28 protein-coding genes are annotated in these 25,455 nt (G+C 61.3%); 13 read left to right on the top strand and 15 right to left on the bottom strand.

Features of this window, described 5'->3' with window-relative positions; translation table 11 throughout:
• Window positions 1-24: 24 nt before the first annotated feature.
• Window positions 25-879 (bottom strand): alpha/beta fold hydrolase, encoded by an 855-nt coding sequence (locus JHL16_RS05590; RefSeq protein ID WP_200183896.1) that lies wholly within the window; start codon window positions 877-879, stop codon window positions 25-27.
• Window positions 880-1,022: 143 nt separating this feature from the next.
• Between JHL16_RS05590 and JHL16_RS05585 the strand changes: the two genes are divergently transcribed.
• Both JHL16_RS05585 and JHL16_RS05580 read left to right on the top strand, forming a co-directional pair.
• A complete protein-coding gene (locus JHL16_RS05585; protein ID WP_200183895.1) occupies window positions 1,023-1,646 on the top strand; it encodes a CGNR zinc finger domain-containing protein in 624 nt (207 codons plus the stop codon).
• 202 nt (window positions 1,647-1,848) lie between these two features.
• Entirely contained in the window at window positions 1,849-2,334 is a 486-nt protein-coding gene (locus JHL16_RS05580) for a hypothetical protein (RefSeq protein ID WP_200183894.1), read from the top strand.
• Here the strand turns inward: JHL16_RS05580 and JHL16_RS05575 are convergent.
• Window positions 2,331-3,794 carry an MFS transporter gene (locus JHL16_RS05575; protein WP_200183893.1) on the bottom strand — a complete coding sequence of 488 codons (1,464 nt, stop codon included), beginning with the start codon at window positions 3,792-3,794 and terminating at the stop codon, window positions 2,331-2,333. The genes JHL16_RS05580 and JHL16_RS05575 overlap by 4 nt on opposite strands.
• 130 nt (window positions 3,795-3,924) lie before the next feature.
• Here JHL16_RS05575 and JHL16_RS05570 point away from each other — a divergent pair, with 130 nt between their 5' ends.
• Together JHL16_RS05570 and JHL16_RS05565 are read left to right on the top strand one after the other, a co-directional pair.
• Entirely contained in the window at window positions 3,925-4,539 is a 615-nt protein-coding gene (locus tag JHL16_RS05570; RefSeq protein ID WP_200183892.1) for a TetR/AcrR family transcriptional regulator, read from the top strand.
• Between the two features lie 75 nt (window positions 4,540-4,614).
• Window positions 4,615-5,547 carry an alpha/beta fold hydrolase gene (locus tag JHL16_RS05565; RefSeq protein WP_200183891.1) on the top strand — a complete coding sequence of 311 codons (933 nt, stop codon included), beginning with the start codon at window positions 4,615-4,617 and terminating at the stop codon, window positions 5,545-5,547.
• Here JHL16_RS05565 and JHL16_RS05560 read toward each other — a convergent pair.
• From JHL16_RS05560 to JHL16_RS05540, 5 genes are all read right to left on the bottom strand, one after another.
• The gene (locus tag JHL16_RS05560; RefSeq protein WP_200183890.1) at window positions 5,532-6,098 is read right to left on the bottom strand and encodes a hypothetical protein; all 567 of its coding nucleotides are present in this window, start codon (window positions 6,096-6,098) and stop codon (window positions 5,532-5,534) included. The genes JHL16_RS05565 and JHL16_RS05560 overlap by 16 nt on opposite strands.
• A 140-nt stretch (window positions 6,099-6,238) precedes the next feature.
• Window positions 6,239-7,615 carry a GH1 family beta-glucosidase gene (locus tag JHL16_RS05555; protein ID WP_200183889.1) on the bottom strand — a complete coding sequence of 459 codons (1,377 nt, stop codon included), beginning with the start codon at window positions 7,613-7,615 and terminating at the stop codon, window positions 6,239-6,241.
• Between the two features lie 129 nt (window positions 7,616-7,744).
• Window positions 7,745-8,611, bottom strand: a complete 867-nt coding sequence (locus JHL16_RS05550) for a DUF4253 domain-containing protein (protein ID WP_246770813.1) — start codon at window positions 8,609-8,611, stop codon at window positions 7,745-7,747.
• A gap of 217 nt (window positions 8,612-8,828) precedes the next feature.
• Window positions 8,829-9,428: a L,D-transpeptidase gene (locus JHL16_RS05545; RefSeq protein WP_200183887.1), complete on the bottom strand. Its 600-nt coding sequence runs from the start codon at window positions 9,426-9,428 to the stop codon at window positions 8,829-8,831.
• Window positions 9,429-9,493: 65 nt separating this feature from the next.
• A complete protein-coding gene (locus JHL16_RS05540; protein WP_200183886.1) occupies window positions 9,494-10,474 on the bottom strand; it encodes an NAD-dependent epimerase/dehydratase family protein in 981 nt (326 codons plus the stop codon).
• 36 nt (window positions 10,475-10,510) lie between these two features.
• Between JHL16_RS05540 and JHL16_RS05535 the strand changes: the two genes are divergently transcribed.
• Complete coding sequence (locus JHL16_RS05535) at window positions 10,511-11,170, top strand: DNA-3-methyladenine glycosylase (protein ID WP_200183885.1); 660 nt, start codon at window positions 10,511-10,513, stop codon at window positions 11,168-11,170.
• Window positions 11,171-11,176: 6 nt separating this feature from the next.
• Here the strand turns inward: JHL16_RS05535 and JHL16_RS05530 are convergent, their stop codons facing one another.
• Window positions 11,177-11,602, bottom strand: coding sequence for a hypothetical protein (locus JHL16_RS05530; protein WP_200183884.1), 426 nt, complete (start codon window positions 11,600-11,602; stop codon window positions 11,177-11,179).
• 291 nt (window positions 11,603-11,893) lie between these two features.
• Between JHL16_RS05530 and JHL16_RS05525 the strand changes: the two genes are divergently transcribed.
• Window positions 11,894-12,697, top strand: coding sequence for a DUF899 domain-containing protein (locus JHL16_RS05525; protein WP_200183883.1), 804 nt, complete (start codon window positions 11,894-11,896; stop codon window positions 12,695-12,697).
• 303 nt (window positions 12,698-13,000) lie between these two features.
• On the opposite strand, the gene cls is transcribed toward JHL16_RS05525, so the two are convergent.
• Window positions 13,001-14,410: a cardiolipin synthase gene (gene cls, locus JHL16_RS05520; protein ID WP_200184951.1), complete on the bottom strand. Its 1,410-nt coding sequence runs from the start codon at window positions 14,408-14,410 to the stop codon at window positions 13,001-13,003.
• Window positions 14,410-15,375 (bottom strand): DMT family transporter, encoded by a 966-nt coding sequence (locus tag JHL16_RS05515; protein WP_420884526.1) that lies wholly within the window; start codon window positions 15,373-15,375, stop codon window positions 14,410-14,412. Before JHL16_RS05515 ends, cls begins: the two co-directional genes overlap by 1 nt.
• A gap of 337 nt (window positions 15,376-15,712) precedes the next feature.
• On the opposite strand from JHL16_RS05515, the gene JHL16_RS05510 reads away from it, so the two are divergent.
• Both JHL16_RS05510 and JHL16_RS05505 read left to right on the top strand, forming a co-directional pair.
• On the top strand, window positions 15,713-16,105 hold the full coding sequence (locus tag JHL16_RS05510) for a hypothetical protein (RefSeq protein ID WP_200183882.1): 393 nt from the start codon (window positions 15,713-15,715) through the stop codon (window positions 16,103-16,105).
• Window positions 16,106-16,244: 139 nt separating this feature from the next.
• Window positions 16,245-17,033, top strand: coding sequence for a class I SAM-dependent methyltransferase (locus JHL16_RS05505; RefSeq protein ID WP_200183881.1), 789 nt, complete (start codon window positions 16,245-16,247; stop codon window positions 17,031-17,033).
• An 8-nt stretch (window positions 17,034-17,041) separates the two neighbouring features.
• Here JHL16_RS05505 and JHL16_RS05500 read toward each other — a convergent pair whose 3' ends face one another.
• Window positions 17,042-17,443 carry a cupin domain-containing protein gene (locus JHL16_RS05500; protein WP_200183880.1) on the bottom strand — a complete coding sequence of 134 codons (402 nt, stop codon included), beginning with the start codon at window positions 17,441-17,443 and terminating at the stop codon, window positions 17,042-17,044.
• 184 nt (window positions 17,444-17,627) lie between these two features.
• Between JHL16_RS05500 and JHL16_RS05495 the strand changes: the two genes are divergently transcribed.
• From JHL16_RS05495 to JHL16_RS05475, 5 genes are all read left to right on the top strand, one after another.
• Window positions 17,628-17,807 (top strand): hypothetical protein, encoded by a 180-nt coding sequence (locus JHL16_RS05495; protein ID WP_200183879.1) that lies wholly within the window; start codon window positions 17,628-17,630, stop codon window positions 17,805-17,807.
• A gap of 396 nt (window positions 17,808-18,203) precedes the next feature.
• Window positions 18,204-18,353 (top strand): hypothetical protein, encoded by a 150-nt coding sequence (locus JHL16_RS05490; RefSeq protein ID WP_420884520.1) that lies wholly within the window; start codon window positions 18,204-18,206, stop codon window positions 18,351-18,353.
• 346 nt (window positions 18,354-18,699) lie between these two features.
• Window positions 18,700-19,461, top strand: a complete 762-nt coding sequence (locus JHL16_RS05485) for a DUF5131 family protein (RefSeq protein WP_200183878.1) — start codon at window positions 18,700-18,702, stop codon at window positions 19,459-19,461.
• A gap of 14 nt (window positions 19,462-19,475) precedes the next feature.
• Entirely contained in the window at window positions 19,476-20,630 is a 1,155-nt protein-coding gene (gene tcmP / locus JHL16_RS05480) for a three-Cys-motif partner protein TcmP (protein WP_200183877.1), read from the top strand.
• 2 nt (window positions 20,631-20,632) lie between these two features.
• Complete coding sequence (locus tag JHL16_RS05475; RefSeq protein ID WP_200183876.1) at window positions 20,633-21,187, top strand: hypothetical protein; 555 nt, start codon at window positions 20,633-20,635, stop codon at window positions 21,185-21,187.
• A gap of 56 nt (window positions 21,188-21,243) precedes the next feature.
• Here the strand turns inward: JHL16_RS05475 and JHL16_RS05470 are convergent, their stop codons facing one another.
• The 4 genes from JHL16_RS05470 to JHL16_RS05455 form a co-directional block, all read right to left on the bottom strand.
• On the bottom strand, window positions 21,244-21,690 hold the full coding sequence (locus JHL16_RS05470; protein ID WP_200183875.1) for a DUF488 domain-containing protein: 447 nt from the start codon (window positions 21,688-21,690) through the stop codon (window positions 21,244-21,246).
• Between the two features lie 5 nt (window positions 21,691-21,695).
• Window positions 21,696-22,346, bottom strand: coding sequence for a DUF488 domain-containing protein (locus tag JHL16_RS05465; protein ID WP_200183874.1), 651 nt, complete (start codon window positions 22,344-22,346; stop codon window positions 21,696-21,698).
• A 121-nt stretch (window positions 22,347-22,467) separates the two neighbouring features.
• The gene (locus tag JHL16_RS05460) at window positions 22,468-23,178 is read right to left on the bottom strand and encodes a dual OB domain-containing protein (protein ID WP_200183873.1); all 711 of its coding nucleotides are present in this window, start codon (window positions 23,176-23,178) and stop codon (window positions 22,468-22,470) included.
• A gap of 599 nt (window positions 23,179-23,777) precedes the next feature.
• A complete protein-coding gene (locus tag JHL16_RS05455) occupies window positions 23,778-25,406 on the bottom strand; it encodes an ABC-F family ATP-binding cassette domain-containing protein (protein ID WP_200183872.1) in 1,629 nt (542 codons plus the stop codon).
• Between the last annotated feature and the right edge of the window lie 49 nt (window positions 25,407-25,455).

Raw genomic sequence — 25,455 nt, 5'->3', positions numbered from 1 at the left:
AGGACCACCCGGGCTGGCGCGCGCTCAGCGTGGGAGGAAGTCGTCTATGGCCGACGCGATCTCGGCGGCATGCGTCTCCAGCGCGAAATGTCCGGTGTCGAAGAAGCGCACCACGGCGTCCGGCAGGTCGCGCTTGAAGGCCTCGGCGCCCGGCGGCAGGAAATAGGGATCGTTCCTGCCCCACACCGCGAGGAATGGCGGCCGGTATGCGCGGAAGTAAGCATGGAAGGCGGGATAAAGCGCAATATTGCTCTTATAGTCGCTCATGAGATCGAGCTGTATCTCGTCGGCGCCGGGGCGGGCCAGATAGAAATTGTCGAGCGCGTAGCCGTCGGGCGACATCAGGGTCACGTCGGGAACGCCATGCGTATATTGCCAGACGGTCGTCTCGGGCTCGAGGATGGCGCGCAGAGCGTCACGATTGGCGGGTGACGGGTCACGCCAATAAGCCCGCAGCGGACTCCAGCCCTCGCTCAGTCCCTCTTCATAGGCATTGCCGTTCTGCGAGACGATGGCGGTGATGCGGTCCGGATGTTTGACGGCGAGGCGGAAGCCGACCGGCGCACCGTAGTCGAAGACATAGATGGCGAAGCGCTTCAGGCCGATCACCTCGGTGAAACGGTCGATGACGTCGGCGAGGTGATCGAAAGTATAGGCAAACGTGTCTCGCGCCGGCATGTCCGATTGCCCGAAGCCCGGGAGATCGGGCGCCACCAGATGGAAGCGGTCGGCGAGACGCGGAATGAGATCCCGGAACATATGGCCGGCACTCGGGAAGCCATGCAGGAGCAGCAGCGTCGGCGCCTCCGGCGAGCCGGCCTCCCGATAGAAAATGTTGATGCCGTCCACGGCGACGGAGCGATAGCTGACGAGAGACATGTGGCTTCCTTCTCACTTCCCGAACAGTAACCCTACAATTTCAATTTTACCGGTTACTACATAACTTGTCAACCGGCTTCTGAGAAGTTACACTCACGATCCTGTGCCCGGGGCATCCGCCGACCGGGCCTGACGGAGTTTTGATGGTCCCCTCACCTGCGCTTCTTGTCGGCGACGCGACCGGCCTCGATTTCCTGAACACGCTGGCGACGCCGGCGGCGGATGCGCCGATCGACTGGATCGCTGACGGCGCGGGGCTGCTCGCCTGGCTGGAGCAGACACGGCTCGTGCCCGCGGATGCCCTCGCCAAGCTGCGCAAGGAGGCGCGGCCCGTCGCGTTCGACAAGGTGGCGGATGAGGCGCGACGCTTGCGCGAGTGGTTCAGGGAGTTCGTGAAGACGCGCATGGGGCGCCCGCTCCCGGCGCGGGATCTCGCGGCGCTCGAACCGTTGAATCTCATTCTCGCGCGTGATGAACGTTATAGCCGCCTTACCGCGGACGCCAATGGCCTGACCCTCGGCACCACGCGCCGGTGGACATCACCGGACATGCTGCTGCTCCCGATCGCGGAAGCGCTGGCGCGCCTTGCGAGCGAGGAGGACTTCACCTTCGTAAAGGCCTGCGAAGGGCCGGCCTGCTCGCTGCTCTTTGTCGACCACACACGCGGTCGCGCGCGGCGATGGTGCAGCATGGCGCTGTGCGGCAACCGCGCGAAGCAGGCGGCGCATCGTCATCGCGTGAAAGTGCAGCGTGATCGAGAGGGTTGAAAGCTTTGTCACCCCGACGAAAGTCGGGGCCTACGAGAGTGCGCGTCTTCCCCTCGCCCCGCTTCGCGGGGCGAGGTAAATTTCGGCCGCCTCACAAGAAGTATGAATCCGATAGCGGCTTTCGCCGGGATGACGAACCAAGGCAATCGTTACCTTCGGTTTACGGTCGTCGGCTACGACCAGATGGTGTGGGGGAATCACCATGACCAAAGCTCTTCAGACCGTCGTTCTTGTCGCGCTCCTGACCGCCGCTCTCGCCGCGCTGAGCCTGTTCGCCAGCCGGCAGGGCTATCCGCAAGGAGCGATGGGCCTCCGCCGGCTCGATGATCTGGCGACGGCGGCGACCTTCGTTCCGCTGGCGGCGATCTACTTCTTCTCGGCGCTGCTGCTCATGATCCTGCCCATGCGCGCGGCGGCCTTCCTCTATCACAACGCGACCGAGGCGGTGTTCTGGACCACCGTCGTGTTATTCGGGACGATCGTCGGCGTGCTCTTGGCCAGAGCCGCCTTCGGCCAGACCTCCGTCCTGTGGGCGCTCGCCGACTGGCGCTTCATCTTCCCGCTCGCCGTGGCCGGCTGTCATTTCTTCCTGAACGAGCTCGGACGGAGCACACTTCTGCGCGTCATTGGCTTCGCCGCGTTTCTGGCCGCGACACTCGCCTGCCTGTTCTGGACATTCCGCTTCTAGAGCACTCTCCGGGGCAGCCAGAGCCACGCGACGATACCCATCACGAGCGTCAGCAGACCGCCCACCCCCGCCGCCACATGGAGGCCGGTGAGGAACGCTTCCTTCGCCTGGAGGATCGTCTCGGGCGCGAGGCCCGAGCGGCCCAACGTTTCATCGAGCGTGCCGGCGACACCGGGTCCGAGCAGGCGGAAGCTCAGCGCCGCCAATGATCCGAGCAAGGTGATGCCGAGCGCATTGCCGATCTCATTGCTGGTCTCGGCGATCGACCCCGCCGCCCCTGCCCGCTCGGCCGGCACCGCCGACACGGCGATCTCGGCGACGAGGCTGAAGGACAGGCCATACCCCAAGCCGGCGATCACCGTCGAAGCGATGAAGACGGCAACACCGGATTCGCTGCCGGCGAACAGCAGCAGGAACACGCCGACGCTGATGAGGAGATGGGTGGCGATGAGCGCGTTCCGGCGGCCGATACGCTCGACGATGCCTGCCGTGCCGATACAAGCCGCCGTCAGGACGAGCGCGCCCGGCGCGGTGAGCAGAGCGGCGAGGAAGACATCGAAGCCCAGCACCGACTGGAGATAGATGCCCGAGAGATAACCGAGCGCCGACCAGACGACGAGCGGCAGGAACCCGGTCAGAATGGCGATGGCGAAGATCGGATCGCGGAAGAGGCCGAGATCGAGCAGCGGATGGGTGATGCGGGTTTGACGGTGCAGGAACAGCGCCAAAGCGGCGAGGCCCAAGAGCCCGCTCACGGATTGCGCCGCGCCGAAACCGTAAGCGGCGGCCGTCTTGAGCGACCAGGTGAAGAGCAGAATGCCGGCGAAAGACAGCGCGAGGCTCGCGACATCGATGCGGCCATAGGTCGTCGCGCGCACCTCGCGCAGCAGGACGGGCGCCGCGATAAGGAAGCCCGCCACGACGGGAATATTGATGAGGAACACCGCGCCCCAGTCGAAGTGGCGCAGCAGCATGCCGCCAATGAGCGGGCCGATGGCGAAGCCCGCCGCGAAAGTGGCGGCGAAGATGCCGATGGCGCGGGCACGCGCGCGCGGATCGGGGAACAGCGCGCTGACGATGGCGAGACCGGAGGGCAGCAAGGTGGCGCCGCCAAGACCCATCAGGCCGCGCGCAATGATGAGGGCCAGAGGCGAGGGCGCGAAGGCCGCGGCGAGCGAGCCCAGGCCGAAGATCACCGCTCCCGTCATGATGAGCCTGAGGCGGCCATAACGGTCGCCGATATTGCCGAAGGTGATGAGCAGCGAGCCGACGACGAAGCCGTAGATGTCGAGGATCCACAGCGCCTGGTCGGCGGTCGGCAGCAGCGCCGCGGTCACGCGCGGCATGGCGAGATAAAGGATGGAGCCGTCCATCGCCACGATGAGGACGAGCGGCAGCACGGCCAGGAGGCCGGCCCAGGATTTGCGGTCGGCGGAGGGGGAATAGGACGCATCGATCATCGGGCAAAATCCTCTGCCGGCGGGCGCGCCGGAACGCGCCGCTCGAGCCCGCGGCGATGAACCGGCGGGGCGGTTGAAAGTGATGGGTGACTACTATATACTAAAAGTAACATACGTTTGGTATATAGAGATGTCAAGCCGCCCTGGAAAAAACCCTGCTCCGCCGAAACGCGTGCGCTTCAATCGCGAGGACCGCCTGCGCCAGCTTCTCGACGTGTCATGGCGGCTGGTGCGCGCGGAAGGCACCGATGCCCTGTCGCTGCCGCGCCTGTCGGAGGAAGCGGCCGTCACCAAGCCGGTGGTCTATGATCATTTCGGCACGCGCAACGGCCTTCTCATCGCGCTTTATCTCGACTTCGATGCGCGCCAGACGGCGATCATCGATGCGGCGCTGGCGGCGCGCGCGCCGACGCTGGCGGACACCGCGCGGGTGATCGCCAATTCCTATGTGGACTGCGTGCTGGCCCAGGGCCGCGAGATCCCCGGCGTCGTGGCGGCGCTTGCCGGCTCACCCGAGCTCGCCACCGTGAAGCGCGACTATCAGTTGGTCTTCATCGAAAAATGCCGAAATGCGCTAGGCCCCTTCACCGGCGAGAAAGGCATCGCGCCATCGGCCTTCTGGGCCATGCTCGGCGCCGGCGACGCCCTGACCCAGGCAGCGGTGAATGGCGAGATCACGGCGCGGCAGGCGCAGGATGAATTGAACGAGGTGATCTTGGCGATGGTCGGGCGGAGCCGGCGATGAGGCCGGGCTCGCGGCGGAACCCTGGCGCGCGTGACGCGTTGTTAAAGGGGAACCCGCAGGAGCGAGACAGAGAGCATGCTTTCCTCAGCGTCCGTGACACATCGGCATATCGATCTCGACGGGGTCGGCATTTTCTACCGGGAGGCCGGGCCCAGAAACGCGCCCGCGCTTCTGCTTCCGCATGGATATCCCTGCTCGTCCTACGAATTCCGCAATCTCTTGCCGCTGCTCGCCGACCGCTGGCGGCTCGTGGCGCCCGATTTTCCGGGCTGTGGCTACAGCGACACGCCGGAAAACTTCGCCTATGACTTCGATGGCTATGCCGCGTTTCTCGGACGCTTCGCCGATCGTCTGCGACTCGACAGGTTCGCGCTCTATCTGCATGATTTCGGGTCACAGATCGGCCTGCGTCTGGCGATAGAGCAGCCCGAGCGCATCACCGCGCTGATCATCCAGAACGGCGATATCTATGAGGATGTGCTGGGCCCCAAATACGAACCTCTGAAAGAGTACTTCGCCAACCCCACGCCAGAGGGCCGCGACAAGCTCGGCGACGCGGTGAGCGAGGACGGGTACAAAGACGAGTTCCTGAACGATGTGCGACCTGAGCTGGCAAAACGCATTCCGCCCGATCTATGGAAGCTGCATTGGGCGCTGACGACGCCGCGGCGGCGCGAGATCGCCATCGATGTGATCGCCGGTCTCAAGGAGAATCTCGCCTGGTTTCCGCATTATCAGGCCTATCTGCGCGCGCATCAGCCGCCGACATTGATCGTCTGGGGGCCGCAGGACGGCTATATGCCGGAAGCCTCGGCGCGCGCCTATCTGCGCGATCTGCCGAATGCCGAATTACATCTGCTCGATGGCGGGCATTGGCTGCTCGAGACCAATCTCGATGAAGTGGCTCGTCTCACCCGGGATTTTCTCACGCGCGTAAATGAGCAGAGAGAGCTGCGGGGCCGGCGTCGGTCCGCCGTCTCGCAGCCCTCTCATCACCAGGTGACGTAATAATCCTGGCCGTTGATCGAGCCTATTCCCTGCCTGACACCTTTGGCGGTCTGGGCGTCATAGAAGCTCCGGTCGATCGTGTCCCAGCCAGCGCTGCCGATCTGGCTGCCGTTCTTGAACATGTCATATTGGATGGTCTCGTAGCCAAGCCCCGCGACGTCGGCGGCGCGCTCGATCTTCACCGTACCGTTGGCGAGCGCTGCGTCGAAGCCTTCGAGCCCGGTCCAACTCTCACCGATATGGGACATGACGGTGGATTGGAATTCCGCGTCGTTCATGGCGGGTTTCGCGGTGCGGATGGCGGTGTCGGCGCCAAAGCTCTTGAGCTTGTCGGCGTGCTCGGGCGGCAGGTCGGCCAGCTTCGCCGCGGCGCGCGCCGTTTCGGAGATTTTGGTCAGGGCATCGAAGAACCCGGCAGAGAGCCTCGGCCTGGTGCTGGCCGGCGCGGCGGCTTGAGCCGGCGCCTTGGCCACGGCATCCGCCCCGGTCCGGGGTGTCAATATCTGCAGGACCGCAAGCGCCGCGGATGCGCTCGTATTTACGGTGACCATCCCAATACACTCAGTTTCTTACGCCCCGGCGCGACCATCGCGCCGCACCGTTTAAAACTGCCTTAAAATGACACGCGAAACTACGACCGAGGTGGACATTCGGAGCGCGCGATACCGATCGTGCTTGATGAACCGTGAATCTAAACTCCCGACCGCCAGGCCTCGATCAGGCGGCCATACCAGTGGGCGCTGGCTTTGAGGGTGCGGCGCTGTGTTGGAAAGTCAACATGCACGATGCCCCAGCGCGTGGTGTATCCCAGATCCCATTCGAAATGGTCGAGGAACGACCAGATGAAATAACCCTCGATACGGATGCCGGCGCGGAGCGCATCGGCGATCACATTCAAATGGCCGGCCAGGAAGTCGATGCGCAACGGATCATCGACGCGGCCGTCCGCGGTTATTTCATCGGTGAGCGAGCAACCATTCTCGGTGACAACCAGAGGCGGCAGCCTGTCACCATAACGGGCGCGGAGATCGGTGAGGATATCCCCGAGCCCCGACGGCACGATCGGCCAGCCCATGGTGGTTTGCGGATCGCCACCCGTCACCAGGGGCTCGAAGGGCTCGCGCACCGCCGCTTCGCCGGTCTTCGGCGCACCGGTCACATAGGGATGGAAATAAGTGAGGCCGAGCCAGTCGACCGGCGTTTTGATGATGTCGAAGTCGCCGGCGTGGATTGCAGACCAGTCGGCACCCGGCAGCGTCTCCACTTCCTTGGGATAGTGGCCGAGCAGAATGGCGTCGGTGACCATATGATTGCGCAAGGCGTCGAACCAGGCGTTCGCGGCGACATCGGCCGGAGCGCCCGAGGCGGGACGTGTCGGCGAGGAATGATTGGTGAGGCCGATCCGGGCTTGCGCGTGACTGCGGATCGCGGCGGTGGCGAGGCCATGGCCGAGCAGCAGATGATGCATGACCGGCAGCGCCGCGCCGGTGGCAAGCCACAGACCCGGCGCGTGGTCGCCCAGCACGAAGCTGTGGCGCATCACCGTATAAGGCTCGGCGACGGTGAACCAGCTTTTCACCCTGTCGCCCAACCGCCGCGCGACGATGTCGGCGAAGGCCGCGAAGTGCCGGCTGGTATCCCGGGCCAGCCAGCCGCCCTCGTCCTGCAAGGCCGCCGGCATGTCGGAGTGCAGCAGTGTGACGACAGGATCGATGCCGCGTTCCAACAGGCCGTCGACGAGCCGGTCATAGAAAGCGAGGCCGGCCTCATTCGCCGGCCCCTTGCCCGACGGCTGGATACGCGACCAGGACAAGGAGAAACGATAGGCGCCGAGGCCGAGCCCGGACATAATGGCGATATCCTCGCGCCAGCGATGATAGTGGTCGACGGCGACCGACCCGTCGCTGCCATCGATGACGCGCCCGGGTGCGCGCAGATAGCGGTCCCAGATCGATTCACCGCGCGCGTCTTCGGTGAGGGCGCCCTCCACCTGATAGGCGGCGGTCGCGACGCCCCAGAGAAAATCGCGCGGAAATGCAGCGCCTAGCGCCGCGGGATCGAGGGACATGGGACCTGCCTGGAGATGGTGTTGGTTGGTGGACACATCTCTGTGTCGCAAGTCCTGAAAGGTTTCCACTGGAAATCGCGATTATCGACAAAATAGCCAGCGCAGCGCGCCGCTATCGCGGCGACGACCTCAGTCCCACCAGAAATACCACCAGTCATTCGCCATAAGATAAGCGGCGAGCGCGCTATAGGACGGGAAGCCCTGGTCGATGACATCGGCACAGTAGATATAGTGCTCGCGGGCAAGCGCCAGCGCCTCCTCCCGCGTCTTGGGCCGGCTGGCGACGCGTAAATTGATCGTATCGTCGCTCATGCCGACGAGCTCGGCGCCGTAGCGGTCGCGCCAGCCTCGCATGGCGGCGACATGATATTCGGCCGCCGGGCATTCATTCCACCCGCCCCAGCGCAGATAGGCCGGAATGGCCGTCCCATCGCCTGTCGGCGCGATGCCGACATAGACCTTCGGCAACGGCACGCCGGTGAGGATGTTGCGCGCGACGGAAAGCCCGATGGAGGGTTCCGGCTTGGCCGGCCATTCGCCGAGCGGCGGTTCTTCGGGCTCGCTCTCCATCGCGGCGAGAACCTCCTCCCGCGAGAGGGTCCGTGTCGTAACGCCATCCGTCTGGGTGATACGTGGCAGCGACATGTCGGGTTTTGCGGCGAGATCCTTCTTGAACTGCTGGAGGAAGAATTCCGACTCGGCCTTTCGCTGCTTGACGAGATCGGCCGGGAATTCGATGCCGGCAGCCAGCCTGAGGATGTCGTCGACGGGCGCCGGCTCTTCCGGCGCATCAGGGCCGAAGGGATTCAGCATATTGCCGAGCGCACCCGTCTCGTCACCCGCCAGAATAATGGGCGAGCCCTGACCCGCCGCTTTCAGTTCCTGCCATTTGGCCAGAGCCTTGTCGCCTGTCGTCTCGATCAGCTTCAGTGGAAATTTATCCAGAGCCTTCCGCTGGTAGTCACGCATGCGCTCCGCCATCTCTTCCGCCGTCATTGCCCTCGATCCACCTGGCATCCCGGCGCCAAATGATCCGGCCAAGAGCCCTGCCAACACGTCCCGCCGCCGTATCATCTCGCCTCGCAACTATCATCGCGCCGATCACGGGCGGCGCGAATACTCTGACAGGCCGTAAGTAGCCGCGGCACTCGCGCTTGGCAATCGTGCCGCATGTCGTCGTTTGGGTGAAACAGGTCGCCGGTCGGCAACCCGATCAGGCCGGCGCCAGGATCACGACCTTGGCGCCGAGCTCGACGCGCTCATAGAGATGGATGATGTCGATATTGATCAGGCTGATGCAGCCGGCGGTGGTCTTCTTGCCGATGAGCGTCGGCTTGACCGCGCCATGGATGCGGATCACCGTGTCGACGTCGCCCTGATAGAGGTAAAGAGCCCGAGCCCCCATCGGGTTGTCGCGCCCGCCCGGCATGCCGTGGATGTATTTGGCCATGTCGGGAAATTCGGCGAGATGTTCGGGCGTCGGCACCCAGATCGGCCATTTCTCCTTGCGCCCGATCGTCGCCTCGCCATGCCAGGTCCGGCCGGCCTTGCCGACGCCGACGCCGTAACGCGTCGCCTGGCCGTTGCCCTCGACGTAATAGAGAAATTTCGGCCCCGTCTCGACGATGATCGTGCCCGGCGGCTCGCTGGTCACATAGTCCACACTGCGCCGGCGGAATTTATAGGGAATTTCCTTGGCGTCCGATTCGAAGACCGGGAACGGCTCGCCCGCCAGCGCCGACGCTTCACGGTTGCCGGCGAGCAGCCCCGAAACGAGCGCGGATGTCACGAAAGCGCGGCGTGAGATCGCCATTGATAGTTCCCCTGTGGCCTCACCGATTCCTAACGTCGCCCGGCCGGCAGATCAAGAGTCGCCCCTCAGCCCGGATACCACACGCGGCGCGGGTCGCCGGGCGCGCGCTGATAGTCCCAGGCGGCGTCGATGAGCCGGCGCGTATCATAGGCCGGGCGCCAGCCGAGCTCGGCCTTGGCGCGGCTGTTGTCCATCCAGGTGCTGAAGAAGGGCGAGCGGATCGGCTGCGCCGGCAGGCCACGCGTACGGGCCAGATGATCGGCGACGAGTTGATAATCGACCGGCTCGTCCATGCAGATATTGTAGAGGCGCTGGCGCGCCGCCTTGGCGGTGAGCGCCAGTATGATCGCCTCGACCAGATCGTCGACATGGACGAAGTTGCGCTTGACCGGCGTGCCGTCGGCGTCCTGAAGCAGCGGCACGGCGCCCGCGGCGCGGCAGGCTTCCGCCTCCTCCGGCGTCACCATCGTTTTCCAGTCGGGGCCGCCGAAGACATCATCGCCGAAGGAGAGCGTGTGGCGGAAATCGTCCTTCTCCATGATCCACGGCGCCCTGAGGCAGCACCAGTCGATGCCGTATTGGATGCCATATTGCTGGACCATCACCTCCTCCAGCACCTTCGACAGCGCGTAGCAGCCGGGATAGGCCATATGGGGCGTATGTTCGGTGACGGGACCGTCATGGCGGTAGACGAAATGGCCGACCGCCGCATCGCCGCCGATCAGCACGAAACGCTGCGCCGTCGGGCTGTCGCGGAATTCCTCGAGCAGCCAGAACAGGCCCTTGACCGTCACGTCCATCACATCCTCGGGGATTTCCTTGCAGGTGGCGAGGTGGACGACATGGGTGACGCCTTCGAGCGCGGCGCGGCAGACAGCGCGGTCGGCGATCGATCCCTTGATCACCGACAAGGTGTCCGTCTCCGGCAGCGTGCGGCTGTGGCACAGAGCGCGGATCTTCACCGGCGCGGCGGCATTTCCACGCGCTAGCCGGGCGATCAGCGCCTGGCCGACCTTGCCGGTGGCCCCCGTCACCAATAGCTGCATGTTCTTCTCCCTGTACCCGCCGACACGCGTTGGTTTATGTTTCCGGATGATCCCACGGCCGCATGTTCAGGTACAGTATCCTCGATCATCATTCCGAAGGAGGCTCCTCTGCCGATCGCGCGCGCTGATCTGCCCACCGACACCGTCGCCCTCGCCCGCTACCTCATCGGCAAGATGGTGGTGCGAACCCTGCCCGACGGCCTTGCCAGCGGCCGGATCGTCGAGACCGAGGCCTATGTCGTCGGCGACGCCGCCGGGCACGGGTTTCGAGGAATGACCCGGCGCAACCGGTCGCTGTTTCTCGAACACGGGCATGCTTATGTCTATGTCGCTTATGGCGTCTCGAACATGCTGAATGTATCGAGCGAGGCGGCCGGGACCGGCACCGGTGTCCTGATCAGAGCGCTCGAGCCGGTCGACGGCATCGCGATCATGCAGCGTAATCGCGGTATCGAGCGGGTGCGCGACCTGGCGCGGGGGCCTGGGCGACTCGCCACCGCGCTCAAGATCGATCTTCGCCTCGATGGGATCGACCTGTGCCGGAAAGGCCCGTTGTGGCTCGAGCACGGCGACGACGAAGCCGGCAAGATCGGGAAGAGCACGCGGATCGGCATTTCAAAGGATGCGGACCGTGTCTTACGATTTTATCTGAAGGGCAGTCCGTTCGTCAGCGGGCCGAGATCGCTCAACGCATGAGGCCGATCAGGCCGGCGCACCCATGATGTAAGGGATACATCCCACGACCGCGACGAACTGCACCGCATTGCACAACATGCCGGCCACATGCAGACGGCGCAGCCCGCGCGCCATACCGCCAGCGCCAGCCGGCTCTGCACCAAGCTCAGCATCGATCCGGCGCAGGAACCAGCGGCGCGCCAGGATCGCGAAGGCGATGACCCCGATGCCGATGAGGAACGCCGTCCGCCCCGCCACAGCGAGGCCCACCGTGCCGACCACACCGGCAATGGCCAGCGCGATGAAATAACCATGAAACATGCCGCGCAAGAGCTTGGCCACCGGCGGGATGTCGAGCTTCACGAACAGAAAGCTCGGCGACGCCAGTAGGAAATAGGCCATCGGCGCCATCAGGATGACCAAAGCGAATGAAGCGGCGACATCCGGCGACATGGGGGCACCTTTTCAACGACGCGCGGGAGTATCGGCCCGGATGCACCGTCGTCACCATTAGGCTTTAGTTGGGGGCGGTGGAGACTTCATCCCCAGCGCGAGTTCCCGCCAGGCTTGTTACTCCCCTCACCCGCCGCGATGCGCTTAGGGTAGTCGACAGAAGAACGGCCCGGGCCGGATCCGCCTAATGGGCGGTCATATGTGGAACCGGAGACCAGGACGGCCCGTTCATATCTCATCCGGAGGCCCGGATGATCTCGTGGCTCACAGCAAACCGGAGGTAGTCATATCATGTCCTCGAAACCGAAATCGGACACCGACACCAAGAGCGGCGCATTGCCGGAAACCCTGCCGCCGATCGTATCGCAAGCCGAATGGGAGCGCGCCTGGAAGGTGATGCTGGCCAAGGAGAAGGAACAGATGAAAGCGCGCGACGCGCTGGTCGCCGAGCGCCGGCGCATGCCGTGGATGGAAGTCACGAAGCCCTACAAGTTCGACGGGCCGGAAGGGCGCGTCGGCCTCTACGATCTGTTCGCCGGACGGCGGCAGCTGATCGTCTATCGCGCCTTCTTCGAGCCGGGCGTGCATGGCTGGCCCGATCATGCCTGCGTCGGCTGCTCCATGGTCGCCGATCAGGTCTCGAACCTCGCCCACATAAATGCCCGCGACACCACCCTCGTCTACGTTTCGCGTGCACCGCAAGCCGACATCGCCCGGATCAAGGCGAAGATGGGGTGGCAGCATATTCCCTGGTACACGCTCACCGACAGTTTCGACGCCGATTTCGAGGTCGGCGAATGGCACGGCCACAATGCGTTCATCCATGACGGCGAGCGCGTCTTCCGCACCTATCTGATCAATGGGCGCGGCGATGAGGTGATGGGCACCGTGTGGAGCTATCTCGACATGACGCCGCTCGGCCGGCAGGAAGCGTGGGAGGAGTCACCCGCCGGCTGGCCGCAGGGCCGCCCCTATACCTGGTGGAACTGGAACGACAGCTATGTGCCGAATGCCGCCCCCGATCCCGAATGGGTCGCGGCGTCGGATGCGGGCGACGCCGCGATGCATGAGCAGCATAAGAGCTATAAGACGTGACCTGCAGCCGCGATCGTAGCGCGCCAGAATGAGGACTCCCTCCCCACCCAGGGCTATCGCATATGAGATCTTGTGAAGGCATGAGAGAACCGGGAGCTCCCTCCACGTTTCCCCTTCGCCCGTTGCGAAGCAATGGGAGAAGGTGCGCGAAGGGCGGATGAGGGCTCTTTCTCGAAGCAAATGATGGTTTGGAGGGATATTCCTTTGCCAAGGAAGAGCCCTCACCCGCCCTGTCGGGCACCCTCTCCCATCCTGCGGACGGGAGAGGGGGAAAGATTGTGAGATCACGCCCACTCTATCGGGCTAGAGCAAGGGGCTCATGATCCGGGCGATATTCTCCAGGAGCTTTTGCCGGCGCGGGCGGGTGCGCCATGCCGCGAGCTGCAACGGATCACTGGCGGCAATATAGTCGCCCTGAATGGCCTGCAGCCGCTTGATCGCGTCGGCATCGTACAGAAGCAGGCTTGCCTCTTCGTTGAGCTGGAAGGAGCGCAGGTCGACATTGCTGGAGCCGACGACGCCAAGCTCGCCATCGATGCTGGCGTTCTTGGCATGAAGCAGGAAGCCGCGATAGCGGTGAATGCGAATGCCCGCCACCAGCAGCTCCTCGAAATAGGAGCATTGCGCGAGGTGAACGATCTGCTGGTCGACCACCGCCGATACGACGAGATCGACGACCACGCCGCGCGTGGCGGCGCTGCGCAAGGCGCCGATGACATCCTCATCGGGCACGAAATAAGGGGTCACCAGCACGACCCGTTGGCGCGCCCTGTGGATCTGCCAGACCAGCAGCGTTTCAAAGCCCTCCAGGGGATAATCGGCCCCGCTGGGCAAAAGCTGCAACCGTGCTCCACCCTCAGCGGCGGGAATGACCACCGGTGACGGAAGCGGCGGCCCCTTGTCTTCCATCGACCAGTCGGCGGAAATAACGGCGGCCATGGCGGCCACCACGGGGCCGCCAACCCGCGCCACCAGCTCACGGTTGACGACGCCTGGCCTGAAATCCTTGGCGACGAGGTTTTGCGACCCCGCATAGCCGATCGCGCCGTCGATGACGAACAGCTTGCGGTGATTGCGCATATCGGCGCGGTCGCGGCGCCGGAGCCAGCGGACCGGCAGCGCCTCGCGAACCTCGACGCCAGCACTGCGCAGCAGCCGCAAGGTGCCGCGGCGCCAGCGATGCGACCCTATCGCGTCGAACATCACCCGGCAGCGCACGCCGCGGTGAACCGCCTGGGCGAGCTCGGCGGCGAGACGTTGCCCGACCGCGTCATCGGCAAAGATGTAGACCAGGATATCGACCGTTCGCTTCGCCTGGCGGATGTCCGCCGTCAGGCGATCGATGAAACCGTCATAGTCGTCGATCAGTTCGACGCTGTTGCCACCGGTGCACGGCAGGCGGCCCAGGCTTTGTGCGAATCTCGCGACCTCGTCGTCGTCACGGCCGGCACCGCTTTCCTCCAATCGCTGGGTAACATCTGCAATGAAAGGCCGCACTTCGTGGCTGCGGCGTTGCCGCGCAATGGGAAAGCGGGGCCGCCCGATCAGGAGATAGAGAAGCAGGCCAGGCCCCGGGATGAAGAAGATGAGGAGCAGCCAACCGGCGGCCGCGGCGGGTGACCGCCTGAGGGGCACGACGGCGAGTGCAGCGAACCTGATCAGCCATTCGGCGACATACCATAGGAAATAGAGGTCGTTGAGCGGCGTCGGCATCACTTGGCGGCGGCCGCCTCGGCGCGGGACGGCTTCACCTTGATGGCGGCGAGTGCCAGGCCGGCGACGATGAAGGCGGCGCCGGCGAGGTCGTAGCCATGCAGGCTCTCGCCGAGAAACAGATAAGCGAGGAGTGCCACGAACACGGTCTGCAGATAGAGCATCATGCCGGCGCGGCCGGCGCCCAGCGCCGCGACGCTGCGGTTGTAGATGTAATACATGAGCGCGCCGCCGGGTGCCGCCATATAAGCGAGCGCCAGGAGTCCGGTCGCCTCGAGGGCCAGGTGCTTGCCGGAAGCAAGCTCCCATAGAGCGAGAGGCAGGGCGCCCAGCGCCCCTGCCCCCAGCAGCAGGACGACCGTCGGCAAGAGCTCGAGGCCGAATTTGGCCCGGCGCAGCAGCACCGTATAGACGGCCCAGCATAAAGCTGCGCCGACGATCCACAGCTCACCGATATTGAACCGCAAGCCGAGCAGCGCGGCGAGGTCGCCATGCGCTACGATCACCAGCATCCCAATAAGGGCGATGAGCGCGCCTAGGGTTTTCCACAGGCCGAGCGGCTCGCCGAGCACAAAATGGGCCAGCACCACCGTCATGACCGGCGACAGCGCCATGACGATGCCGGCGGTCGTGGCATCGGTGTAGTTGAGGCCGACATAGATCGTGCCCTGGCAGAAGGCGAGGCCGATGGCGCCGATGATGAGCACCTCGACCGCCCGCGAGCGCAGCAAAGCGACCATCCTGCCGTGATGCGGGCGCACGATCGGCAGAAGGATGAGGCAGGCGAGTGCCAGCCGTGAGAAGCAGAGCGTCCAGGGCGGCATTTCAGGGCCGGCCCATTTCGCGGCGATATAGACGCCGGCCGACAGCAGCCAGCCGAACACCGCTATGGCGTAAGCGAGCGGTGTCGCCGTCTCCGCCTTGGGCGCCGTTTCGTCCGGATGTGCCAGGGGCAGAGATTGAATGGCCGTCCCCTCCCTTATCCCGGCGACATTATCGCGAAGTCTGCGTCTTGGCCAGCAGGCCGCACCGAGGCGGAGTTGCAAGTCGTGCCCCAACCCCGACTAGCCGACGGCCGGTCTCCCCTCGTCGGCCGCAGCGAAATGCGCCAACTGGTCTGCGCGTGCCTTCCTGAAGGCGGGCCGGTCGCCGTGGCAACAACTGTACCCTCACCGAAGCCCCGGTGCGCCTCCCGGCCCTATCCGATAAACCGCGCCCCCACCTCCCATGCGGGTGGCGACAGGCCAGCGCAACGATGCCAGCATGAACTGTTTCCGTTCGCGGCCCGGAGGATCAGCACCGATGAGAATACTGGCATTGGCACTCTTGTTCGTGCTGGCGTCTGCGCCGGCAATGGCGCAATCGCGCTTCGTCGACACGAAGCTCTGGGGGGTGAATGTCCAGCTCGCCTTGGCCGTCATGAAGAACGTCAAGGACACGAAAAAATGCACCGAGGCGGATTGGAAGAAGTTCATCGCCAAGGCTCGCGAAATGGCGACCACGCTGGAGCCGACCGCGGCCGACTGGGAGAAGATGCGCAAGGCGGGAGCCGACCCCTCGAAGCCCGGAGAATTCCTGAGATTTGAATTCGGTGTCGCCTGCTTCAAAGACCGCAAGCTGGGGATAAAATTCCCGCTCAACGGCAAGGGGAAGCAGATCTATCTCTATAGCGCGGAGCGTGGATGGTATAGTTGACATCCGTCGGGAACCATCACACCGGTTCCCGGATCGTCCCCTGAGCCACCGCAGCGCCGGATTTCTCCGGCTTCCCGGCATGCCTATGCTGTCCTACAGTGCGATGAGGAAACCGACAGGCCATCGCAGGACTCCACCGATGAGCGAACAAACGATCCGTTTCGATGACGGCGCCGCTTATGAGCAGATGATGGGGGTCTGGAGCCGGTCCGCCGGCGCGATCTTCCTCGACTGGCTGGCGCCGCCCGTGGCCTTGCGCTGGATCGATGTCGGCTGCGGCAATGGTGCCTTCACCGAGCTCCTGGTCGAGCGCTGCGCTCCGGCGGAGGTTCACGGCATCGATCCCTCCGAAGGGCAGCTCGCTTTTGCCCGCACGCGGCCCGCCGCGCGCGGGACGGAATTCCGCCTGGGCGATGCGATGGCGCTTCCCTTCCCGGCCGACAGATTCGACGCCGCCATCATGGCGCTCGTCCTCGTCTTCGTCCCGGAACCCGTCAAAGGTGTGGCGGAAATGGTTCGCGTGGTGCGGCCGGGCGGCATCGTCGCCGCTTATATGTGGGACATGCCGGGCGGCGGCTTTCCGCTCGAGCCGCTCCTCATCCAGATGCGCGCCATGGGGTTGAACGCGCCGCGCCCGCCGCAAAGGGAGGCGTCACGCCGGGACGCCATGCTCGATCTGTGGCGAGGTGCCGGATTGGCGGACATCGAGACGCGCGAGATCACCGTACACCGGACCTTTGCCGATTTCGACGACTGGTGGCGGACGAGCATGAAGTCGCCGTCGCTCGGGCCCACGATCTCCGCGCTCTCCTCCGCCGACGCCCTGACACTCAAGCGTGGCGTGCAAGCGCGCCTGCCGACGGACAGTGACGGGCGGATCACCTATGAAGCCCGCGCCAATGCCATCAAGGGGCGCCTACCGGCCTGATACAACCTTCATGCACGTAGCGTCTTCCACGGCGCATCACTGGCGACATCGACCAGCTCATAGCCGACCGGTCCGACGCATGGACCTAAGATGGCGACGATCTTCGCATCACTCTGGCCGACATTGAACGAGGCATGCACGACGCCGGCCGGAATGAAAGCGGAGTCGCCGGGGCCGAGGATGCGTTTTTCGCGATCGACCCACTGCTCGACCGTTCCGGCGACGACGAGGATCACCTCCTCCTGATCGGGGTGCTTATGGAAATTGTGCCCCTTGCCGGGCGCGAGGCCGACATAGATGACGGTGAGCTGGCGGGCGCCGGTGCCGGGCGGATTGCTGAGCCAGCGGAGCGTGCCCCAATCCTCGACCTGAGCCTCGACCTCCTTGGCGATGACGAATTTTCCCGACATGGGTCTCCCTCCCTGACAAGCGATTCCGGAATTCGATTTCCACACACGGAGTGTAGCCGATCCCGTCAGTCCGTCGAGGGCCCTCCCCATGCGCGCCGGCGCACCTCTCAAGCGGGTGGCAACAGGGCGGCACAACGATGCCAGCATGAACTGTTTCCGATCGCGGCCCGGAAGATCAGCACCGATGAGATTACTGGCAGCAGCACTCTTGCTTGTGCTCGGATCAAAACCGGCGCTGGCGCAATCCCGTTTCGTCGATACGAAGCTCTGGGGCATGAATGTCCAGCTCGCCTTGGCCGTCATGAAGAACGTCAAGGACACGAAAAAATGCACCGAGGCGGATTGGAAGAAGTTCATAGCCTAGGCCCGCGAAATGGCGACCACGCTGGAGCCGACCGCGGCCGACTGGGAGAAGATGCGCAAGGCCGGAGCCGCCCCCCTCGAAGCCCGGAGAATTCCTGAAATACGAATTCGGCATCGCTTGCTTCAAAGACCGCAAGCGGGGGATAAAGTTCCCCCTCAACGGGAAGGGAAAGCAGGTCTTTCTCTATAGCGCGGAGCGCGGGTGGTATAATTGACATCCGGCGCGTCGGCATGCCTTGCGGCAACCAAGTCGAGTGACCGTGCCAAGAATACCGTCATTCCGAGGGGCATTTCCGGTCATCGAGCCGGTGCGGCAGTGATGATCATGATGCTTCGATCATGGTGACAGTGAGCTCAATGGCTGCAACAACGGCCAGTGTGTCGCCCGGTCGGTTTAGTGCACTGTCCCAGTAATTCCCGCCCCTATACATGGTGGAACTGGAACGACAGCTACGTGTCGGACGCCGCGCCCGATCCCGAATGGGTCGCGGCGTCGGACGCGGGCGAAGCCGCGATGCATGAACAGCACAAGAGCTACAAGACGTGATCCGCGGCCGCGATCATGAAGCGCGAGGCCCCTATATCCTAGTCGGCCACAGAGCGTCCGAGCTGCTCGTCAGATGCGCGATCATGAGGGGGATTGGGCGACTCTGCGTGGTATCGCGGGCCTGAACCGGGGATCAAAAAGTGTTCATCAGCGTCGTGTAGATTGTCTCTGAACTTTACCAATAGTTAGAACTTGTTCGTGCAACATTGAAAATCAACTAAGTCTTCGATTGGCCCAGTTTTGAGACGCGATCACGCCTCGGCAAGGAAATGATACGCGACGGTTTTTTGGGCATAGACTCATTTTTTCCCTCGCAAATGTTCTATTTCTGTTCTAGGATCAGTTTATGGCGGCTTCTACGCAAATCGAATGGACAGACGCGACCTGGAACCCCGTTACTGGGTGCTCCAAACTTACCCGTGGTTGCGACTTCTGTTACGCCGAGCGCTTCTCTGAACGCTTTCGCGGGGTTCCCGGTCATCCGTTCGAGAGTGGCTTTGACCTTACCCTGCGCCCTGAGAGACTAAGGCAACCACTTTCGTGGCGCACACCGCGTCGCATCTTCGTTAATTCAATGAGCGACCTTTTTCACAAGGAAATTCCACTCCCGTTCATTGATGCTGTCTTTGATACCATGGAAGGGGCTAACTGGCATACCTACCAGATCTTAACCAAGCGAAGTTCGCTCCTGGTAAAATACCTCCGCCATCGATACGGAAACGGTCTAGCTCCAAAACATTTGTGGTTGGGTGTTTCAGTTGAAGATGAAAAAAATCTTGTTCGACTAAGGCACCTACAGAAAGCTCAAGCTTCCGTTAAATTCGTATCTTTCGAGCCTCTCCTTGGTCCGGTTGGTGAAGTTGATTTAACGGGTATCGATTGGGCGATTGTGGGAGGCGAAAGTGGACCGCATGCGCGTCCAATGGCAGAGGAATGGGCTATTGAGATACGTGACCAATGTCGTGCTTCACAAGTGGCATTCTTTTTCAAGCAATGGGGCGGCATTCGCCCTAAATCGGGTGGGCGCCTCCTAAAAGGACGCGAGTGGAACCAATATCCACACATAGCCGCTGCCACTCCGACAAGCGAGGCGGTCCGTACTGAGTGAAAACGAGACACGACGTGGTCGCCCCCTACTTAGGTCGCGAACAGACGCAAGCAAAACACTTCATCCTGAAGCGGTACCTTCAGGCGCTCGCGTTTAAAGTTCTATCCTTTCAGGATATCACGTACGTTGATGGCTTTTCCGGCCCTTGGGAATCAGCCACCGTAGATTTCAGCGACTCCTCTTTTATGATTGCTATCTCAGTTTTGCTCGACGCTCAGAAGCAGCATTTTGAGCGTACTGGAGTGCTTCGGAAAATCCGCTGCTTCTTCTCCGAAAATAATTCTAGAGCATTTGCGCAACTCAGACAGGCAGTGGCATCTTATCATAGACCGGACCAAGGCTTTGAGATTAGAACCTATTATGGAAATTTTGAGGACGCCGTTAGCGAAATACAATCCTACATAGGAAGCTCATTCCCTTTGATCTTTATCGATCCAACCGGCTGGACAGGTTACCCCCTCAATAAAATCAGACCTCTGTTTACGCGATCCAAATGTGAGGTGCTAATCAACTTCATGTATGCCTTTGTTGATCGCTTCGTTCACAGCGACGACGAAAACACAATCGCGTCTCTTGAACCAATCTTGGGCGGCCCAGGGTGGCGCGACCGACTCGATCCTCATCTTGATCGCGGGATTGCTACAGAAAAACTATTTCGTGAAACTCTTAAATCTACTGGAAATTTTCAGTTTGTGATTTCCACCAAGATTGACAAAGCAACCACTGACCGCCCTCATTTCTTTATTGCTTACGGTACCAAGAGCATTCAGGGGCTAAAGACCTTTCGAGAGACGGAGTACGCAGCACTTCGCCAACACGAGAAAAATCGGGCGAACGCCAAAGAAAGAAAAAGAGAGGACCAGACACTTATACAAGATCTATTCTCGGGGTACCAGGCCACAATGCAAGAATCAACGATTGACGACATTGTCGAAGAGCAGATGAGACTGGCATCAAGCGAATTATTGAGAACACTCTCAACAGGCAATCCAATGTCCTTCACAAACGTCCTCGGTCACTTGTTACAGCCCTTTATGCTGCGTGAGACCAACATTAAGGACATTTGCGTTTCACTAGCCAGAATAGGAAAGATCGAGAATTCCTGGGGCACCGGCAACCGCAAGCCACGCGATGAAAGCGTGATCAAACTCAAGACACCTGCGACTTAGTCATGCTCGAGTTCGATGTCGAGATGAGCAGGGAAGGAATGACTGTTCCATACGCCCCTATTTTTGACGAAATTCGCAGAAATTACGGCTTTGTCGATGTTCGTGGACGCCCTGATCTTGCTGCCAAAATTCCTGAAGGAAGCAAATCTTCTGCGATGGGAAAACTCCTTGGGAATCTATCGGGCCTCAAATCGCCTCTTTTCACAATAGGCTGCGATCTTGGCGCAAAGGCACCGGATCACGATGCAACTCTCCATACTGCTGGCGGCTATATTCAAGTTATGAGCACGAAATACGCAAGTTGTACCCCCGATGATTATACGCGATTTGCATTCGCAATTGCAAAACGGCTCAGGGCAAAATCAAGAGACTATAACTGGAAGATCCAATTTGTGTTAACACCTGTACGCTTTAAGCTGGACAACTTCAATGAAATGACTGGATCACTGTGGGTTTGGTTCCATGCGTTATCCGATCAGGCTCAACACGCAATGAATTCGAGGGAAGCATTGCTGACTGCACTGGACAAGGCCTTGGCGGAAGAGGAACTACATTAAACGAACCTAGCAAAGATCATCCGCGACTTTAATCAAGTCAATCTCGGACAGAACTCTTACAGATGACGAATACTCAAAATTCCTGACCACCTAATATTGAGATAATCGCATACAAGTCGTCGATGACAATGGTGGGGCGCAGCCTCGGAGCACAGCAAGCATGCATTCTCAAACATTGTCGGATTCAACGCTGCCTCCACTTGGCGTTCTTCCATCAGCCCAAGGAAAGCTTTCTGGTAAACATCCCAGTCACCCTTATCTCTCTTGAATGCTTTTAGAATGTTGTCTGTAGGTGCCAAAAGCGGTTGATGGACATATTCAGCACCACAGATCTCTCTCAGAAAATACGCCAGATCTTCTGCTTTTGCAAAGCCAGCCAATTGCGACGTGTTGTGCAATCGAACATCAATAACCTTCTTCACCCCAGCTTTCTTTATTCGTTCGAAAAATCGGGCGGCTGTTGTTTTGGTAAAACCAATTGTCGCCAAATTTGTTCTATCCAAGCGGTTTACTCCAGAATTGCAGATTTGGAAGGCTCGTCCTTGCGCTCGACAAATGCCACCCTAGTCGCTCGATCACGATACGCGGCAGCAAGCCGTTTCGCCGGAGATTCAAAGAGATCAACATCACTCTTGCCCGATACTTTCATTAGCCGCGCCTCGATCTGCCGATGACTGATAATCTGTCCATCGTTTAGAATATGCCGTACTACAACTCCACGCTCGTGAAGCGCACGACCGACCAAAAGGCAACGGTGACAATCGAGTGGATCATGCTCCGAACACATGAGAGCGATTCGGTATTTCTTTGCGCCGTCGACGATACGTTTTAGTCCATCCGCAAACACCTCAGTCTCGGCCATTCTTTCATAATTCGCTATCCCATTGTCAAAGAACTTCCCGCCCTTAGGGCGCCCCCCTAGTTCCTCACCAAGGAAGACGTAAGCAATTTGGTCTAGGCGAAGTTCACTACGGAGCCAGTCGCGATTGAAATGCGGAAAATGACGTGAAAATGGCGCACTCCTCACATCCGCGATCGCTGTGACAGAAGCTTGACGCAGGAGTCCTAAGAACTCCTCATACGACAGCGTAGAATGTCCAATCGTTAAAACCTCAATGGCCGAATCCGCCCACGCCTCTTGCTCGCAACTGCCGCTCATCTGACTCGATCTCGATCCCAACAGAAGTATACCTTACAATCCCATGCTGAAGAATGCCAACTTCCCTCAAAGCGCCACCCGGCTGAAGTTCCTAACGCCCGCGCTTCGCTCCAATAGATTCCTATAAAAAATAGACGCCATTCACTTGCGCATAACAAAAATTTGGCATTGCGGCGAATGGACGGCACAGCCCAAGACGAATATGCAATTGCTTACTTGCTTGTGCATCAGTTCTTAGTGCAGCAACCCCACTTGCCAAGAAACGCTCTCTGGCCGCATCTGCGGGAACCGAAAGGTCATACTCAATACCGTTCGTCCTAATTAAGGCCCGGAGCCGTCGTTTGCCGGGAGATGAATTATCCTCATAAAATGAGATTAACCCCGGTGCGATCTCAATCGCACCTAACGAATGTGTCTGCTGACCAGCCATTACATATGCTTTGCCTGAATGAGCTCGGTGAAGATGGCCTCCAAATGCTTCGTTCACGGAGCTAGAAACCCCTGCAACCACTAGCTGCGCAACTTGAGCATTAGACTTTTGAGCCAAGATCGCGGAGTTGTTCCCAGCGACAAAAATGCGATCTTCGGTCGCGTGAGGAAAAGGGAAATTGGCGGGTGCGGATACCGCGTCGAATTTCACGATATTACCAACCGCGAAGAACTTGCCAGGTCCAGCGTCTTTCTCCCCCCAGAACCGCGATGCCTCGACACTGGCATTCGCCGTCGAGGGCTCCGGACGTATCATCCCACCATTCTTCAAATCCCAGCCTGCGACGCAGAACAACGAGCCGTACCGAGTAACATCGGTGATTACTAGTTCGTACGTAGGCACCGCCCTACTCCTTTTGGCGACAATCAAGCTGTTATCAGATCGGTAGACTTGCAACAGACATTGAAAGTGCGGCGAACTGGATCACCTTTCCGGAAAGCGCTTCAGAAACACCGCATCGATCAATTCGACAAGTCCAAACCTTTGGAAAAACTTCACCTGGCGTACGACGGTATACGCGTTTCGCAATCGCGACAAGAAGCATCGTCATACCGGATGCGAGGCTATCTCAGGTAACGAGCTTCTGAAGGTTCATTTCACTTGATAAATCATGATTTTAATCAAGACGCTGGCGGTCTGGGCGATGAGCGGCCTACAAAGGCCTGTCAGATTGCGGAATTGAGGCCGGACCTGCGGATGTCCCTCTGGCCGGACAACGTCCGCTTTGCTCGCATGGACCGCGAGGCCAAAACTCCGCCGAGTATCGGCGCCACTACCCTAGGTTCCACCGAAAGGCGGAGACAGCGTATTTCCTGCTTCCACTTAGGTGGCAGTTCGATGCATCAACGATCCAACTTGGGGCCTCCTTAAGTATCCCGTCGCGGCTGGCAACGTGGCACCCACCACCTCGTGGCTATGGCACCGAAGCCTGGCCATCACGCTTACCCGCCCGGATGCAGCCCCGGCGCTTCCTGGCCGGTCCTGGCCACATATTCCGTGTACCCCCCGCCATATTGATGAACACCGTCGGGCGTCAGCTCCAGCACGCGGTTGGAGAGCTTGGCCAGGAAATGGCGGTCATGCGACACGAACAGCATGGTGCCTTCGAAGTCGGCCAGCGCGCCTACCAGCATCTCCTTCGTCGCCATGTCGAGATGGTTGGTCGGCTCGTCGAGGACCAGGAAATTCGGCGGGTCGAACAGCATCTTGGCCATCACGAGGCGCGCCTTCTCGCCGCCGGACAGCACCCGGCAGGGTTTTTCGACATCATCGCCCGAGAAGCCGAAGCAGCCGGCCAGCGTGCGCAGCGCGCCCTGCCCGGCATGCGGGAAAGACTGGTCGAGTGACTCGAAGACTGTGTCGTCACCGTCCAACAGGTCCATGGAGTGCTGGGCGAAATAGCCCATCCTGACATTGGCGCCGACCGTCACCGCGCCCGCGTCCGGCTCCGTGGCGCCCGCCACCAACTTCAGCAGCGTGGATTTACCCGCGCCATTGGCGCCCAGCACGCACCAGCGCTCCTTGCGGCGCACCTGGAAATCGAGGCCCTGATAGATCGGCTGGCTGCCATAACCCTTGTGAACATTCCTGAAGCTCGCCACGTCGTCGCCTGAGCGTGGCGGGCTGCGGAATTCGAACTGGACGGCCTGGCGGCGCCGCGGCGGCTCCACTTTTTCGATCTTGTCGAGCTTCTTCACCCGGCTCTGCACCTGCGCCGCATGCGAGGCGCGCGCCTTGAAACGCTCGATGAACTTGATCTCCTTGGCGAGCATCGCCTGCTGGCGCTCGAACTGCGCCTGGCGCTGCTTTTCGCTGAGCGCGCGCTGCTGATCGTAGAAATCGAGATCGCCCGAATAGGTGGTGAGCGCGCCGCCGTCGATCTCCACGACCTTGCCGATGATGCGGTTCATGAAGGCGCGGTCATGCGACGTCATCAGCAGGGCGCCCTCATAGTTCTTGAGGAAGGCTTCCAGCCAGATCAGGCTTTCGAGATCGAGATGGTTGCTCGGCTCGTCGAGCAGCATGCCGTCGGGCCGCATCAGCAGGATGCGGGCGAGCGCCACACGCATCTTCCAACCGCCGGAGAGAAGACCGACATCGCCGTCCATGCGCTCCTGGCTGAAGCTTAAGCCCGCCAGCACCTCGCGCGCCCGGGCGTCGAGCGCATAACCGTCGAGCTCCTCGAAACGGTGCTGCACCTCGCCATAGCGCTCGACGAGGGCTTCCATGTCGTCGGCCTGGTCGGGGTCGACCATCGCGGCCTCGAGCTGCGCCATCTCGGCGACGAGCGCGCTCACCGGGCCGATGCCGTCCATCACCGCGGCGACCGCGCTCTGGCCCGACATCTCGCCGACATCCTGGCTGAAATAGCCGATGGTCATGCCGGGATCGATCGTCACCAGGCCGTCGTCGGGCTTGTCCTCGCCTTTGATCATGCGGAAAAGCGTCGACTTGCCGGCGCCGTTGGGCCCGACAAGTCCCACCTTCTCCCCCTTTTGGAGGCCCATCGAGGCGTCGATGAACAGGATCTGGTGGCCGTGCTGCTTGCTGATATTGTCGAGGCGAATCATGGTCTTGCTGGCTGGAGTAACGAAAAAGCCCGCCACGATGAGTGGCGAG

It is taken from the genome of Taklimakanibacter albus, assembly GCF_016595235.1.
GTDB lineage: Bacteria > Pseudomonadota > Alphaproteobacteria > Rhizobiales > Aestuariivirgaceae > Taklimakanibacter > Taklimakanibacter albus.
This window is presented reverse-complemented; position numbering and strand designations above follow the sequence as displayed.

Bases quoted from the DNA above. Each gene is read 5' to 3' on its own strand.
- JHL16_RS05495 (WP_200183879.1), top strand. From the start codon at position 17,628: ATGAGATTACTGGCAGCAGCACTCTTGCTTGTGCTCGGATCAAAACCG.
- JHL16_RS05500 (WP_200183880.1), bottom strand. From the start codon at position 17,443: ATGTCGGGAAAATTCGTCATCGCCAAGGAGGTCGAGGCTCAGGTCGAG.
- JHL16_RS05485 (WP_200183878.1), top strand. From the start codon at position 18,700: ATGGCGGCTTCTACGCAAATCGAATGGACAGACGCGACCTGGAACCCC.
- JHL16_RS05475 (WP_200183876.1), top strand. From the start codon at position 20,633: ATGCTCGAGTTCGATGTCGAGATGAGCAGGGAAGGAATGACTGTTCCA.
- JHL16_RS05455 (WP_200183872.1), bottom strand. From the start codon at position 25,406: ATGATTCGCCTCGACAATATCAGCAAGCAGCACGGCCACCAGATCCTG.
- JHL16_RS05465 (WP_200183874.1), bottom strand. From the start codon at position 22,346: ATGAGCGGCAGTTGCGAGCAAGAGGCGTGGGCGGATTCGGCCATTGAG.
- JHL16_RS05530 (WP_200183884.1), bottom strand. From the start codon at position 11,602: ATGTCGCCGGATGTCGCCGCTTCATTCGCTTTGGTCATCCTGATGGCG.
- JHL16_RS05555 (WP_200183889.1), bottom strand. From the start codon at position 7,615: ATGTCCCTCGATCCCGCGGCGCTAGGCGCTGCATTTCCGCGCGATTTT.
- JHL16_RS05565 (WP_200183891.1), top strand. From the start codon at position 4,615: ATGCTTTCCTCAGCGTCCGTGACACATCGGCATATCGATCTCGACGGG.
- JHL16_RS05535 (WP_200183885.1), top strand. From the start codon at position 10,511: ATGTTTCCGGATGATCCCACGGCCGCATGTTCAGGTACAGTATCCTCG.
- JHL16_RS05545 (WP_200183887.1), bottom strand. From the start codon at position 9,428: ATGGCGATCTCACGCCGCGCTTTCGTGACATCCGCGCTCGTTTCGGGG.
- JHL16_RS05505 (WP_200183881.1), top strand. From the start codon at position 16,245: ATGAGCGAACAAACGATCCGTTTCGATGACGGCGCCGCTTATGAGCAG.
- JHL16_RS05525 (WP_200183883.1), top strand. From the start codon at position 11,894: ATGTCCTCGAAACCGAAATCGGACACCGACACCAAGAGCGGCGCATTG.
- JHL16_RS05540 (WP_200183886.1), bottom strand. From the start codon at position 10,474: ATGCAGCTATTGGTGACGGGGGCCACCGGCAAGGTCGGCCAGGCGCTG.
- JHL16_RS05590 (WP_200183896.1), bottom strand. From the start codon at position 879: ATGTCTCTCGTCAGCTATCGCTCCGTCGCCGTGGACGGCATCAACATT.
- cls (WP_200184951.1), bottom strand. From the start codon at position 14,410: ATGCCGACGCCGCTCAACGACCTCTATTTCCTATGGTATGTCGCCGAA.
- JHL16_RS05575 (WP_200183893.1), bottom strand. From the start codon at position 3,794: ATGATCGATGCGTCCTATTCCCCCTCCGCCGACCGCAAATCCTGGGCC.
- JHL16_RS05585 (WP_200183895.1), top strand. From the start codon at position 1,023: ATGGTCCCCTCACCTGCGCTTCTTGTCGGCGACGCGACCGGCCTCGAT.
- JHL16_RS05570 (WP_200183892.1), top strand. From the start codon at position 3,925: ATGTCAAGCCGCCCTGGAAAAAACCCTGCTCCGCCGAAACGCGTGCGC.
- JHL16_RS05560 (WP_200183890.1), bottom strand. From the start codon at position 6,098: ATGGTCACCGTAAATACGAGCGCATCCGCGGCGCTTGCGGTCCTGCAG.
- JHL16_RS05510 (WP_200183882.1), top strand. From the start codon at position 15,713: ATGAGAATACTGGCATTGGCACTCTTGTTCGTGCTGGCGTCTGCGCCG.
- JHL16_RS05550 (WP_246770813.1), bottom strand. From the start codon at position 8,611: ATGACGGCGGAAGAGATGGCGGAGCGCATGCGTGACTACCAGCGGAAG.
- JHL16_RS05580 (WP_200183894.1), top strand. From the start codon at position 1,849: ATGACCAAAGCTCTTCAGACCGTCGTTCTTGTCGCGCTCCTGACCGCC.